General features: G+C 70.1%; 10 protein-coding genes. 4 read left to right on the top strand and 6 right to left on the bottom strand.

The features are described 5' to 3' along the window. Window positions 1-5: 5 nt before the first annotated feature. From YU1_RS0105685 to YU1_RS0105710, 6 genes are read right to left on the bottom strand one after another with little or no spacing between them, the layout of a single operon-like run. Window positions 6-431, bottom strand: coding sequence for a ribulose bisphosphate carboxylase small subunit (locus YU1_RS0105685; RefSeq protein WP_029003235.1), 426 nt, complete (start codon window positions 429-431; stop codon window positions 6-8). Between the two features lie 39 nt (window positions 432-470). Continuing rightward, a complete protein-coding gene (locus YU1_RS0105690) occupies window positions 471-1967 on the bottom strand; it encodes a form I ribulose bisphosphate carboxylase large subunit (RefSeq protein WP_051356539.1) in 1497 nt (498 codons plus the stop codon). Between the two features lie 32 nt (window positions 1968-1999). Then, a complete protein-coding gene (fba, locus tag YU1_RS0105695; protein ID WP_029003237.1) occupies window positions 2000-3079 on the bottom strand; it encodes a class II fructose-bisphosphate aldolase in 1080 nt (359 codons plus the stop codon). A 14-nt stretch (window positions 3080-3093) separates the two neighbouring features. Next, window positions 3094-5115 carry a transketolase gene (gene tkt, locus YU1_RS0105700; RefSeq protein ID WP_051356540.1) on the bottom strand — a complete coding sequence of 674 codons (2022 nt, stop codon included), beginning with the start codon at window positions 5113-5115 and terminating at the stop codon, window positions 3094-3096. Continuing rightward, window positions 5112-5987, bottom strand: a complete 876-nt coding sequence (locus YU1_RS0105705; RefSeq protein ID WP_029003239.1) for a phosphoribulokinase — start codon at window positions 5985-5987, stop codon at window positions 5112-5114. The genes tkt and YU1_RS0105705 overlap by 4 nt, the downstream gene beginning before the upstream one ends. An 11-nt stretch (window positions 5988-5998) precedes the next feature. Further along, window positions 5999-7048: a class 1 fructose-bisphosphatase gene (locus YU1_RS0105710; RefSeq protein ID WP_029003240.1), complete on the bottom strand. Its 1050-nt coding sequence runs from the start codon at window positions 7046-7048 to the stop codon at window positions 5999-6001. Window positions 7049-7194: 146 nt separating this feature from the next. On the opposite strand from YU1_RS0105710, the gene YU1_RS0105715 reads away from it, so the two are divergent. From YU1_RS0105715 to YU1_RS0105730, 4 genes are all read left to right on the top strand, one after another. Beyond that, the gene (locus YU1_RS0105715; protein WP_156921977.1) at window positions 7195-8133 is read left to right on the top strand and encodes a LysR family transcriptional regulator; all 939 of its coding nucleotides are present in this window, start codon (window positions 7195-7197) and stop codon (window positions 8131-8133) included. A 182-nt stretch (window positions 8134-8315) separates the two neighbouring features. Next, on the top strand, window positions 8316-10400 hold the full coding sequence (locus YU1_RS0105720) for a hydantoinase/oxoprolinase family protein (RefSeq protein WP_029003242.1): 2085 nt from the start codon (window positions 8316-8318) through the stop codon (window positions 10398-10400). Next, window positions 10397-12007, top strand: a complete 1611-nt coding sequence (locus YU1_RS0105725; RefSeq protein WP_029003243.1) for a hydantoinase B/oxoprolinase family protein — start codon at window positions 10397-10399, stop codon at window positions 12005-12007. Before YU1_RS0105720 ends, YU1_RS0105725 begins: the two co-directional genes overlap by 4 nt. Window positions 12008-12168: 161 nt before the next feature. Further along, on the top strand, window positions 12169-13083 hold the full coding sequence (locus tag YU1_RS0105730; RefSeq protein ID WP_029003244.1) for a LysR substrate-binding domain-containing protein: 915 nt from the start codon (window positions 12169-12171) through the stop codon (window positions 13081-13083). Window positions 13084-13113: the final 30 nt, after the last annotated feature.

Genomic DNA, 13113 nt, shown 5'->3' on the forward strand with positions numbered 1-13113 from the left:
GCGGCTCAGGCGCCGGCGTAGCGCTCGCCTTCCGGCCGCTCGGCGGCATAGGAATGGGTAGAATAGCGCACCACCCGTCCCGGTCCCTCGTCGCGCCGCAGCGAGAAGCCGGGCTCGTGCGCCGGGCGGGTGACGATGAAGGACAGCCGCAGGCTCTCCCATCCCGCCGAGGCGTCGAAGGCGGAGACGCGGATGTAGCGGTTGCCATAGACCTTGCGGCAGGCGTCGAGGTCCATCATCACCGCCGCGGCGTCGCGGACGTCGAACACCGGCAGGCCCCACATCTCCCAATAGGTGTTGCGGGGGTGGGGATCGTCGGTGAACTCGATGTTCACCGCCCATCCCCGGTCGATGGCATATTGCACCTGGGCGCGGATCTGTTGGTCGGTCAGGTCCGGCAGGAACGAGAAGCAGCCTTGGGTGAGACGCATGGTCTCTCTCCTCTCAGGAAGGTGTCACGGGCCGCGGGCTCACATGGCCGCGGTGACGGCGGGGACGAAGTCGGGCGTGTCGGTGGAGGCGTAGTCGAAGGTCACGTCCTTCCACACGTCCAGCGCCTGGCGCAGCGGCTGGCACTGGCGCCCGGCGGCCTCCAGGATCTCGGGCCCCTCGTGCAGGATGTCGCGCCCCTCGTTGCGGGCGAGGACCATGGCTTCCAGGGCGACGCGGTTGGCGGTGGCGCCGGCGGCGATGCCCATGGGGTGGCCGATGGTGCCGCCGCCGAACTGCAGCACGGTGTCCTCGCCCAGCAGGTCGAGAAGCTGGTGCATCTGGCCGGCATGGATGCCGCCGGAGGCCACCGGCATCACCTTGCGCAGGCTGGCCCAGTGCTGGTCGAAGAACACGCCGTGCTCCAGCCGCTGCGGATTGAAGTCGTCGCGGCAGATGTCGTAATAGCCCCGCGTGGTGTTGGGATCGCCCTCCAGCTTGCCCACCACCGTGCCGGCGTGGATATGGTCCACGCCCGCCAGCCGCATCCACTTGGCGATGACGCGGAACGACACGCCGTGGCTCTTCTGCCGGGTGTAAGTGCCGTGCCCGGCGCGGTGCAGGTGCAGCACCATGTCGTTGCGCCGCGCCCATTTGGACATGGACTGGATCGCCGTATAGCCGATCACCAGGTCGATCATGACGATGCACGAGCCCAGCTCCTTGGCGAACTCGGCGCGCTCGTACATGTCCTCCATGGTGCCGGCGGTCACGTTGAGATAGGTGCCCTTGATCTCGCCGGTGGCGGCCTGGGCGCGGTTCACCGCCTCCATGCAGTAGAGGAAGCGGTCCCGCCAGTGCATGAAGGGCTGCGAGTTGATGTTCTCGTCGTCCTTGGTGAAGTCGAGCCCGCCCTTCAGCGCCTCATAGACCACCCGGCCGTAATTGCGGCCGGACAGGCCGAGCTTCGGCTTCACGGTGGCGCCCAGCAGCGGGCGGCCGAACTTGTCCAACCGCTCGCGCTCCACCACGATGCCGGTGGGCGGGCCGTCGAAGGTCTTCACATAGGCCACCGGCAGGCGCATGTCCTCCAGTCGGAGCGCCTTCAGCGGCTTGAATCCGAACACGTTGCCGATGATCGAGGCCGAGAGGTTGGCGATGGAGCCGTTCTCGAACAGGTCGAGGTCATAGGCGATATAAGCGAAATACTGCCCCGGCGCGTTGGGCACCGGGTCCACCCGGTAGCATTTGGCGCGGTATTTCTCGCAGGCGGTGAGGCGGTCGGTCCACACCACCGTCCAGGTGGCGGTGGAGCTTTCCCCGGCCACGGCGGCGGAGGCCTCGATCGGGTCCACACCGTCCTGCGGCGTCACCCGGAACAAGGCGATGACGTCGGTGTCCTTCGGCGTGTAGTCGGGCTCCCAATAGCCCATCTTGCGATATTCCATCACGCCCGCCTTGTAGCGGTCCTTGCCGCGCACGGTGGCGGCGGGGCTGGCGGCAGACCTGGGATCGAGCGAGGTCACGTTGGGGCTCATGGCGGCAGTCCTCCAAAGGGTTGGGTCGGGCGTCAGGCGGCGCGGTCCACCGCCAAGGCGGGGTCGAGGGCGCCGGAGCGGTAGCGCTTGGCCATGTCGGCGAGCGAGGAAGGCTTGATGGATGCGGCATGGCCCGCCGTGCCGAACGCCTCGAAGCGCTCGCGGCACAGGCCTTCCAGGGCCTTCATGGCGGGGCTGAGGAACTTGCGGGGGTCGAATTCGCCCGGCGCCTCCGCCGCCACCTTGCGGAACGCCGCCGCCATGGCGAGGCGGCAGTCGGTGTCGATGTTCACCTTGCGCACGCCGTGGCGGATGCCAGCCTGGATCTCCTCCACCGGCACGCCCCAGGTCTTCGGCATCTGCCCGCCGTAGCGGTTGAACATCTCCTGCAGCGCCTCCGGCACCGAGGACGAGCCGTGCATGACGAGGTGCAGGCCCGGCATGCGCGCGTTGATGGCGCGGATGACGTGCATGGCGAGGATGTCGCCGTCCGGCTTGCGGGAGAATTTGTAGGCGCCGTGGGAGGTGCCCATGGCCACCGCCAGCGCGTCCACCCCGGTGGCGCGCACGAACGCCACCGCCTGTTCGGGGTCGGTGAGCAATTGCTCATGCGAGAGCGTGCCCTCGGCCCCGTGGCCGTCCTCGGCCTCGCCCTGGCCGCTCTCCAGCGAGCCGAGCACGCCGAGCTCGCCCTCCACCGAGACGCCCACCTTGTGCGCCATCTCGGTGACGCGGCGGGTGATGGCGACATTGTAGTCGTAGGCCGCCGGAGTCTTGGCGTCGGCCTCCAGCGAGCCGTCCATCATCACGCTGGTGAAGCCGTGCTGGATGGCCGAGAAGCAGGTGCCCTCGTCATTGCCGTGGTCCTGGTGCAGGCAGATGGGGATGGCGGGATGCATGGCCTCGGCCGCTTCCACCATCTTGGCCAGCATGATGTCGCCGGCATAGCTGCGGGCGCCCCGCGAGGCCTGGAGGATCACCGGGGCGTCGCAGGCCTCAGCCGCCGCCAGGATGGCGAGCACCTGCTCCATATTGTTGATGTTGAAGGCGGGCACGCCGTAGCCGTGCTCGGCGGCATGGTCGAGGAGTTCGCGCAATGTGATGCGGGCCATGTCCGGTCCCTCCCTTAGTGGCCGAGGCGGGCGCGGGCGGCTTCGGCCACCCTGTCCGCCGTGAGGCCGAATTGCTGGAACAGCACCTCGGCCGGCGCCGAGGCGCCGAAGCCGTCCATGCCGATGAACACACCGCCGGGTCCGAGCCAGCGGGCCCAGCCGCCTTCCACCGCCGCTTCGATGCCGATGCGTGGCGCTGCGCCCAGCACCCGTTCGCGCAGCGCCTCCGGCTGGGCGCGGAACAATTCGAAGCAGGGGGCGGAGACCACCGCCGCCTTGACGCCGCCCGAGGCCAGCCGGTCGGCGGCGGCGAGCGCCAGGCTCACTTCCGAGCCGGTGGCGACCAGGGTCACGTCGCGCCCGCCGTCCGGCTCGCGCAGCACATAGGCGCCCTGGGCGACGCCGGCGGCTCCGTCCGTGCGGGGCAGGGTGGGCAGGGCCTGGCGGGACAGGCAGAGGATGGAGGGCGTGCGCTCGGCATCGAGCGCGCAGGTCCAGGCTTCCGCCGTCTCCACCGCATCGGCGGGGCGGAACACCAGCAGGTTGGGGATCACCCTGAGGCTCGCCAGATGCTCCACCGGCTGATGGGTCGGGCCGTCCTCGCCGAGGCCGATGGAATCGTGCGTCATCACATGGATGACCCGCACCCCCATCAGCGCGGCGAGGCGGATCGCCGGGCGGGAATAGTCCGAGAACACCAGGAAGGTGCCGCCATAGGGCACGAAGCCGCCATGCAGCGCGAGGCCGTTCATGGCCGCCGCCATGGCATGCTCGCGGATGCCGTAATGCACATAGCCGCCGGCGAAGTCCCCCGGCCGCACCGGCGCCTGCGCCTTGGCGTGGGTGAGGTTGGAATGGGTGAGGTCGGCCGAGCCGCCCAGCAGGTTCGCCATGGCCGGGGCGAGCGCCTCCAGCACGCGTTGGGAGGCCTGGCGCGTGGCGATCTTCGGCGCTTCGGCGAGAAAGGTCGCGCGGGTCCGGGCCAGCGCCGCGCGGGCCTCCTCGTCGATCGCGCCGCCGATGGCGGCGGCAAAACGCGCCCGCACGTCGGCCGGGGCGGCGGCGAGCCGCTCGCGCCAGATGCGGTTGAGCTCTGAGCCGCGCTCGCCCGCCGCGCACCAGGCCGCACGCACCCTCGGTGGCACTTCGAAGGGAGCGTGCGGCCAGCCCAGCTCGTGCCGCGCGGCGGCGATCTCGTCCGCGCCCAGCGGCGCGCCATGGGCCTTTTCCGTGCCCTGCCGGTGTGGCGCGCCGAAGCCGATGATGGTGCGGCAGGCGATCAGCGAGGGCCGGTCGGTGCGGCGCTCGGCGTCGATGGCCTCCGCCACCGCGTCCGCATCGTGCCCGTCCACCCGCCGCACCGACCAGCCGGAGGCGGCAAAGCGCGCCAGCTGGTCGTCGGAACAGGAGAGCGACGTCGGTCCGTCGATGGAGATGGCATTGTCGTCGAACAGGACGATGAGCTTGCCGAGCCCGAGGTGCCCGGCGAGCGAGATCGCCTCGTGGCTGATGCCCTCCATCAGGCAGCCGTCGCCGGCCAGCACATAGGTGTAGTGGTCCACCAGCGCGCCGGAGAAGCGCGCCGCCAAAAGGCGCTCGGCGAGCGCCATGCCGACGGCGGTGGCGAGGCCCTGGCCCAGCGGCCCGGTGGTGGTCTCCACCCCCGGCGTGTGGCCGTATTCGGGATGGCCCGGCGTCAGCGCCCCCCATTGGCGGAAGCGGCGCAGTTCCTCGCTCGTCATGCCGGGATAGCTGGTCAGGTGCAGCAGGGCATAGAGCAGCATGGAGCCATGGCCGGCGGAGAGCACGAAGCGGTCCCGGTCGGGCCAGGCGGGGTCGGCGGGGTCGAACTTCAGGAAGCGCGAGAACAGCACGGCGGCGACGTCGGCCATGCCCATGGGCAGGCCGGGGTGGCCGGAATTGGCCGCCTCCACCGCATCCATGGCGAGGGCACGGATCGCGTTGGCCATGTCGCGCGGGCTCACGTCGGCGCGTTCGGCGGATCTCAGGGCGGCGGCGGGGAACGACGCGGTCATGACGCCCTCCGGGTGCGTTCGATCAGTTGCAGGATGATGGGGGTGAGCAGGAGCTGCATCGCCAGGTCCAGCTTGTTGCCGGGGATGACGATGGAGTTCGGCCGCGACATGAAGCTGTCGCGGATCATCGACAGCAGGTAGGGAAAATCGATGCCGCGCGGGTTGCGGAAGCGGATCACCACCAGGGATTCGTCGGGGGTGGGAATCCAGCGGGCGATGAACGGGTTGGAGGTGTCCACCGTCGGCACGCGCTGGAAATTGATGTCGGTCTCGGTGAACTGCGGGCAGATGTACTGCACATAGTCCGGCATGCGGCGCAGGATGGTGTCCATCACCGCCTCGGTGGAATAGCCGCGCGTGGAGCGGTCGCGATGGATCTTCTGGATCCATTCGAGATTGATCACCGGAACAACGCCGATGCGCACGTCCGCATGCCGGGCGATGTCGATGCCGTCGCTCTTCACCGCGCCGTGCAGGCCCTCGTAGAACAGGAGGTCCGTGGGCTCGGGAAACGCCTCCCAGTCGGTGAAGGTGCCGGGCGGGGCCTTGAAATGCTCGGCCTCCTTGGCGTCGTGCACATAGTGGCGGGTGCGCCCGGTGCCGTGCTCGGCATATTGCGCGAACACCGCCTCCAGTTCCGCCAGGAGGTTGGCTGCGGCGCCGAAATGGCTGAAGTTGCGGTTCCCGCGATCCGCTTCCTCCTCCATCTTCTGCTTCATTTCCAATCGGTTGTAGCGGTGGAAGGCGTCGCCCTCGATATAAGCGGCGGTGATCTGCTCGCGCCGGAAGATCTGCTCGAAGGTGGCGCGCACCGAGGTGGTGCCGGCGCCCGACGAGCCGGTGACGGAGATGATGGGGTGCTTGACCGACATGCCGTTGCCCCTCACGCCCGGAACAGGCCGCGCGCGCCGAACAGCGGCGCACGCTCGGGAAGGGCGGAGGGCGTGGTGTGATAGCGCGCCACGCGCCGCACCTCGCCGACCGAGCCGAACACCAGCGGCACGCGCTGGTGCAGGCTGGTGGCCGCAAGGTCGAGGATGGACACGCGGCCGTCGGTTGCGGAGGCCCCGGCCTGCTCCATCAGGAAGGCGACGGGGTGGGCCTCGTAGACCAGCCGCAGCCGGCCCTGATGGTAGCCCTGGCGCGCGTCGGCCGGATAGAGATAGACCCCGCCGCGCACCAGGATGCGGTAGGCTTCCGCCACCATGGAGGCGATCCAGCGCATGTTGAAGTCGCTGCCGCGCGGGCCGTCGCGGCCCTGCTGGCAATCCTGCACATAGAGCTGCACCGCCTCGTCCCAATGGCGCCGGTTGGAGGCGTTGATGGCGAATTCGCGCGTCTCCTCCGGCACCTTGAGGCGATGGGCGGTCATGCGGAAGACGCCGCAGGTGCGGTCCAGGGTGAAGGCCTGCGTGCCCTCGCCGAGGGTGAGCACCAGGGCGGTCTGCGGGCCGTAGATGAAGAAGCCCGCCGCCAGCTGCCGCCGGCCGCTCTGCTGGAAGGCGCAGACGGGCAGGGCACCGGCCTCCTGCGGCATGGGCAGGAGCGAGAAGATGGTGCCCACCGGGGCGTTGGTGTCGATGTTGGACGAGCCGTCCAGCGGGTCGATCGCCACCGCCAGCGGCGCGCCGGGATCGAGCACCAGCGGCGCGTCCATCTCCTCGGAGCCGACGACGGCCACCGGCGCGCCGCGCAGCGCCGCCGTGACCAGAGCGTCGGCCTCCACGTCCAGCTGCTTCTGGATGTCGCCGGAGGCGGCCTCGCCGCGCACCGCGCCCAGCGGCCCGGAGAGCGGTCCGGCGCCGATCAGGTCGGCAAGGCCGATGGCGGCGGCGGCGAGCGCGCGCACGGTGGCGGCGACCGCCTCGCCCTGGCGCCCGTTGCGGAGCGCGAGGCCATCAAGAACGTCGTCGAGCGTCACGCTGGTGACCATGCCGTGGCTCCTCCCGTCGGGGGCGCTCGATCGGCTGCCCCTCTGTGGCGCCCGCCGTGCGGACGCCTTTGACGGTCATGATGGCGGCGTGGGATGCTAAGTAAATTTGAATTTGGTTACGGGGCAATTCAGATAAACTGAATGACATGCTGTTGCGCAATCTCACCCTCAAGCAATGCCGGGTCTTCGCCGCCGTGGCGCGGGGCGGCTCCATGGCCGCCGCGGCCCAGGCGCTGAACGTCTCGCCGCCCGCCATCACCCTCCAGATGCAGCTGCTCCAGGAGCAGGTGGGGCTGCCGCTGCTGGAGCGCCTGCCCAGCGGCATGCGCCTCACGGAGGCCGGCCAGGACCTGCTGGCGGCCATCCAGCGCGTCGAAGTGACGCTGGAGGAAGCCGGGGCGCGGCTCGCCGCCTTGGCGGGCACGGAGCGCGGGACGGTATCGGTGGGGGTCATCAGCACGGCGAAATATTTCGCCCCCCGGGCGCTCGCCGCCTTCGCCCGGACCCGCCCCGGCGTCGAGCTGCGCATCAGCGTCGGCAACCGGGCCGAGATTGTCGCCGGCCTCCAGCAATATGACCTCGACATCGCGGTGATGGGCCGCCCGCCGGAGGAGCCCATCGCCGAAGCCCATGTGATTGGCGACCATCCCCATGTCGTGGTGGCCCCGCCCGAGCATCCGCTGGCGGGCTGCGCTGAGATTTCCCCGGCCAAGCTGGAGGGCGCCACCTTCCTGGTGCGCGAGCCGGGCAGCGGCACCCGCAGCCTGATGGAGCGCTTCTTCGCCGATGCTGGCATCGCCCCGAAGATCGGCATGCAGATCGGCAGCAACGAGACCATCAAGCAGGCGGTCATCGCCGGGCTGGGCATCGCCTTCATCTCCGCCCACACGGTGGAGGCGGAGGTGGGCACCGGGCGGCTGGTGGTGCTCAAGGTGGATGGCCTGCCCATCGTGCGGCAGTGGTATGCGGTGAGCTTGCGCCAGCGCCAGCTGATCCCGGCCGCCGCCGCCCTGCGGGACTTCTTCATCACCGACGGCCGCGGCTTCCTGCCGCTGCTCCCGCCGCCTGGGCCGCCTTCGGCCTAGGACAAGAAATTCTTGTCGAGCGGCGGATTTTCTTGATTGGTGGCGCGGGCGACTGATGCCACGGTCCGGGGGCGACCAGGCTCAGGAAAACCGGGGCGCCGCACGCCCTTCCGCCGCCCCGCGCGCCCGCGCGCCGGGGTGGAGGAGGAGAGGCGCGCGGCGCCGCCAGCAAAGGACGGGGAATGACGACAGGTCAGGATGTGCGTTTGGGCGCGGATATCGGCGGCACCTTCACCGACATCGCGCTGGACCTTCGCGGCACGCTCTTTTCCACCAAGGTTCTCACCAATTATGCGGCGCCCGAACAGGCCATCCTCGACGGCATCGAGATCGTCGCCCGTGACGCCGGCATCGCGCCGGCCGAGATCGACATCGTCATCCACGGCACGACGCTGGCCACCAATGCCCTGATCGCCCGGCGCGGCGCGCGCACCGCCTTCGTGACCACCGAGGGCTTCCGCGACGTGATCGAGATGCGCACGGAAAACCGCTTCGAGCAGTATGACCTCGACATCGTGCTGCCGCAGCCGCTGATCCCGCGCCAGGACCGCTTCACGGTGAAGGGGCGGATCGGCGCGCAGGGGCAGGAACTCCAGCCCCTCGACGCGGCGGCGCTGGAGGAGATCGCCGCGCGCATCGCCGCCGGGGGCTTCGGCGCGGTCGCCATCGGCTTCATCCACTCCTACATGAACCCGGCCCATGAGCAGCGCGCCCGCGACATCCTCGCCCGGGTGCTCAAGCTGCCCATCTCCATCTCGTCCGAAGTCTCGCCGCAGATGCGCGAGTTCGAGCGCTTCAACACCGTCTGCGCCAATGCCTATGTGCGCCCGCAGATGGCCGACTACCTGCTGCGCCTGCAGGAGCGCCTGAAGGGCATGGGCCTGACCTGCCCGGTCTTCATGATCCATTCCGGCGGCGGGCTGGTCTCGGTGGAGACGGCGGCGGAATTTCCCGTGCGGCTGGTGGAATCGGGGCCGGCGGGGGGCGCGATCTTCGCCGCCGACATCGCCCGGCGGTTCGGCCTGGAGCGGGTGGTCTCCTACGACATGGGCGGCACCACGGCGAAGATCTGCCTCATCGAGCAGTTCCAGCCGCAGACCGCCCGCACCTTCGAGGTGGCGCGCACCTATCGCTTCAGCAAGGGCTCGGGCATGCCCATCTCCATCCCGGTGATCGAGATGATCGAGATCGGCGCCGGCGGCGGCTCCATCGCCTGGGTCGATGCCATGGGGCGCATCCAGGCGGGCCCGGAATCGGCGGGCTCCGAGCCTGGGCCGGCCTGCTACGGGCACGGCGGCACGCGGCCGGCCATCACCGATGCCGACCTTCTCCTCGGCAAGCTGGACCCGGACAATTTCGCCGGCGGGCAGATCCGGCTCTCTGTTGCCGATGCCGATGCCGCCATCACCCGCGACGTGGGCACGCGCCTCGGCCTCGCCCCCCAGGCGGCGGCTTTCGGCATCTGCGAGGTGGTGGACGAGAACATGGCCAATGCCGCCCGCGTCCATGCGGTGGAGAATGGCAAGGACATCGCGGAAAACGTGATGATCGCCTTCGGCGGCGCCGCCCCGCTCCACGCGGCACGGCTGTGCGAGAAGCTGGGCATCGAGCGCTGCCTCGTCCCCCAGGGCGCGGGCGTCGGCTCGGCCATCGGCTTCCTCAAGGCGCCGTTCGGCTATGAGGCCGTGGCCTCCCAGGTGATGCGCCTGTCGGCGTTCGATGCGGCGCCGCTCAACACACTTCTGGCGCGCCTGCGGGACACCGCCATGGGCTTCGTGCGCTCCGGCACGGACGGCGAGATCCTGTGCGAGGTCACCGCCTTCATGCGCTATGCAGGGCAGGGCTGGGAGATCCCCGTGCCGCTGCCCGACCGCGCCTTCGCGGCGGATGACCGGGCGATGATCGAGCAGGCCTTCCGCGCCCGCTACGCCCAGTTCTTCGGCCGCGCGGTGGAAGGGCTGGAGATCGAGTTCGTCACCTGGTCGGTGAAGGCGCAGGACACCCGCCCGGAGGGAGCGAAATATCCGCTCACCCTGGCCGGCACGCCAATCGTGGCGGGCGAGAGCCGGGCGGTGTTCGATCCGGCCACCGGGGCGGAGCAGCCGACCGCCATCGTCGCCCGCGACACGCTCGCCCACGGCGCGCGGGTGAGCGGCCCGGCGGTGATCGTGGAGCGCGAGACCTCCACCATCGTCACCACCCGTTTCGATGCCGTCATCCAGGCGGACGGCGCCATTCTCCTCGTGCGGAAGGGAGCCGCAGCATGAGCCAGATCGATGACATCCGCATGCAGGTGATGTGGAACCGCCTCATCTCGGTGGTGGAGGAGCAGGCGCTCACGCTGATCCGCACCGCCTTCTCCACCTCGGTGCGCGAGGCGGGCGACCTCTCCGCCGGCGTGTTCGACCGCGAGGGGCGCATGCTCGCCCAGGCGGTCACGGGCACGCCGGGGCACGTCAACACCATGGCCGAGGCGGTGCCGCATTTCATCGCCGAGATCCCGCGCGCGGAGATGTTCGAGGGCGACACCTACGTCACCAACGACCCCTGGAAGGGCACCGGCCACCTGCACGACATCACCATGGTCTCGCCTTCCTTCAAGGATGGCGAGCTGGTGGGCTTCTTCGCCTGCACCGCCCATGTGGTGGACGTGGGCGGGCGCGGCTTCGGCGCCGACGGCAAGTCGGTCTATGAAGAGGGCATCCAGATCCCGATCATGAAGTTCGCCGAGCGCGGCGTCGTGAACAAGGATCTGCTGCGCGCCAACGTGCGCGAGCCCAACCAGGTGATCGGCGACTTCTATTCGCTCGCCGCCTGCAACGATGTCGGCCACCGCCGGCTCGTCGCCATGCTGGGCGAGGTGGGGCTCGGCAATCTGGACGAACTGGCCGCCTTCATCTTCGCGCGCACCCATGCGGCGATGATGGAGCGCATCGCCGCTCTGCCGAAGGGGACCTGGGCCAATGAGATGCTCACCGACGGCTATGACGAGCCCATCAATCTCGCCGCCCGCGTGACCATCGGCGAAGGCAACGTGCATGTGGACTTCGACGGCTCCGCCCCGGTGAGCCGCTGGGGCATCAACGTGCCGATCATCTACACCAAGGCCTATGCCTGCTACGCCATCAAGTGCGTGGTGGCGCCGGACATTCCCAACAACTCGGCCTCGCTCGCCGCCTTCAGCATCGCCTCGCCGGGCAACATCCTCAATGCCGAGCGGCCCGCGCCGGTGTCGCTGCGCCACGTGATCGGCCACATGGTGCCCGATCTGGTGCTCGGCGCGCTCGCCAAGGCGCTGCCCGGCCGCATCCTGGCGGAGGGCGCCGCCTCGCTGTGGAACGTGCATATCTCGGTGCGCCCGGCGGCGGGGCAGGCGGGACGCCGCGCCGAAGTGCTGATGTTCAATTCCGGCGGCATGGGCGCGCGCCCTGGCCTCGATGGCCTGTCGGCGACCGCCTTCCCTTCGGGCGTGCAGACCATGCCCATCGAAGCCACCGAGCAGACCGGCCCGATCGTGATCTGGCGCAAGGAGCTGCGTCCCGGCTCCGGCGGCGCCGGGCAATATCGCGGCGGCCTCGGCCAGGTGATCGAGATCGCCCCGGCGGAGGGGCATGAGTTCGACTTCTCCGCCATGTTCGACCGCGTGCGCACCCCGGCGCGCGGGCGCGACGGGGGCGGGCCGGGCGCGCCCGGCCGGGTGGCGCTGGACGACGGCACGCTGCTGCGGCCCAAGGGCTGGCAGCACGTGCCCGCCGGCCGCCGCCTCGTGCTGCATCTGCCGGGCGGCGGCGGCTTCGGCGATCCGGCGGAGCGTGCGCCGGAGGCGAAGGCGGACGACCGGCTCAAGGACTATGTGACGGACGCGCCGGAATGACGTAGATCGCGGAGGCCTGACGGAGGCGGGGCCGGGGCCCCGTTTCCGTCAGGCGGTCCGCACGCGGTGCCGTCGCGGCGGTTCCGGCCTCGCGCGGCGCCCGAGGAGGCGGATGGGCGATGCCCGCGATGAAATCCTCGCCGCTCCCATGGGGGTGCCAGATGCCGTCTCGACCCGTCCGCCTGCCGCCGCTGAACGCCATGCGCGCCTTCTGGGCCGTGATGCGGCAGGGCAGCTTCCGCGCGGCGGCGGACGAGCTGTCGGTGTCGCCCCAGGCCGTGAGCCAGCAGATCAGGATCCTGGAAGACGCCCTCGCGGTCCGGCTGTTCGAGCGCAAGGGCCATGCGATCGTGCCAACCGAGCAGGCGATCCTGCTGTCCCACTTCGTTGCGGCGGGGTTCGATGAATTCGCCGAGGGGGTGCGGCGGGTCACCGGCGCGGCGCGCCGCGACCGCATCAACATCAATGTCAGCCCCTATTTCGCCACCCGCTTCCTGATCCAGCGCCTGGGCCGCTTCCACGACCGGATGCCGTCCGCGGACCTGCGGCTCACCACCCGTGTCGAGATGCCGGATTTCTCGCTCGACGAGGTGGACGTCTCCATTCAATGGGGCTTCGGCACGTGGAGCGAATACGAGACGACGCTGCTGGTGCGCGACCCCAAGATCATCTGCTGCGCGCCGTCGCTGGCGGCGGGCATCCGCACGCCGGAAGACCTGGCGACGGCGACGCTGCTGCATCCGGTGATCGCCCCGACGCTGTGGGAGCGGGTGCTCCGGCACCTCGGCCAGCGGGCCGGCCGCACGGCGGGCGGGATCGAGCTGCACGATGCCGAGACCATGAAGCGCGCGGTCATCTCCGGCATCGGCGTGGGGCTGGTCTCCCGCGCCGATGTGCTGGACGACCTCCAGGCGGGGCGGCTGGTGGCGCCGCTGGGGATCGACGTGCTGTCGGACATGGACAGCGCGGAGATCCCGGGCTTCTACCTCGTCGTTCCGCGCGGCCACCGGCGCTTGGAAGCGGTGAAGGCCTTCTGTGACTGGGTGAACAGCGAAGCGTGGGACTATTACGCCTGAGGGGCGGGTGCGGGCGTCATCGGCATTGGC

Origin of the sequence: Azorhizobium doebereinerae UFLA1-100 (assembly GCF_000473085.1) — a bacterium.
Lineage (GTDB): Bacteria > Pseudomonadota > Alphaproteobacteria > Rhizobiales > Xanthobacteraceae > Azorhizobium > Azorhizobium doebereinerae.

Bases quoted from the DNA above. Each gene is read 5' to 3' on its own strand.
- YU1_RS0105685 (WP_029003235.1), bottom strand. From the start codon at position 431: ATGCGTCTCACCCAAGGCTGCTTCTCGTTCCTGCCGGACCTGACCGAC.
- YU1_RS0105690 (WP_051356539.1), bottom strand. From the start codon at position 1,967: ATGAGCCCCAACGTGACCTCGCTCGATCCCAGGTCTGCCGCCAGCCCC.
- fba (WP_029003237.1), bottom strand. From the start codon at position 3,079: ATGGCCCGCATCACATTGCGCGAACTCCTCGACCATGCCGCCGAGCAC.
- tkt (WP_051356540.1), bottom strand. From the start codon at position 5,115: ATGACCGCGTCGTTCCCCGCCGCCGCCCTGAGATCCGCCGAACGCGCC.
- YU1_RS0105705 (WP_029003239.1), bottom strand. From the start codon at position 5,987: ATGTCGGTCAAGCACCCCATCATCTCCGTCACCGGCTCGTCGGGCGCC.
- YU1_RS0105710 (WP_029003240.1), bottom strand. From the start codon at position 7,048: ATGGTCACCAGCGTGACGCTCGACGACGTTCTTGATGGCCTCGCGCTC.
- YU1_RS0105715 (WP_156921977.1), top strand. From the start codon at position 7,195: ATGCTGTTGCGCAATCTCACCCTCAAGCAATGCCGGGTCTTCGCCGCC.
- YU1_RS0105720 (WP_029003242.1), top strand. From the start codon at position 8,316: ATGACGACAGGTCAGGATGTGCGTTTGGGCGCGGATATCGGCGGCACC.
- YU1_RS0105725 (WP_029003243.1), top strand. From the start codon at position 10,397: ATGAGCCAGATCGATGACATCCGCATGCAGGTGATGTGGAACCGCCTC.
- YU1_RS0105730 (WP_029003244.1), top strand. From the start codon at position 12,169: ATGCCGTCTCGACCCGTCCGCCTGCCGCCGCTGAACGCCATGCGCGCC.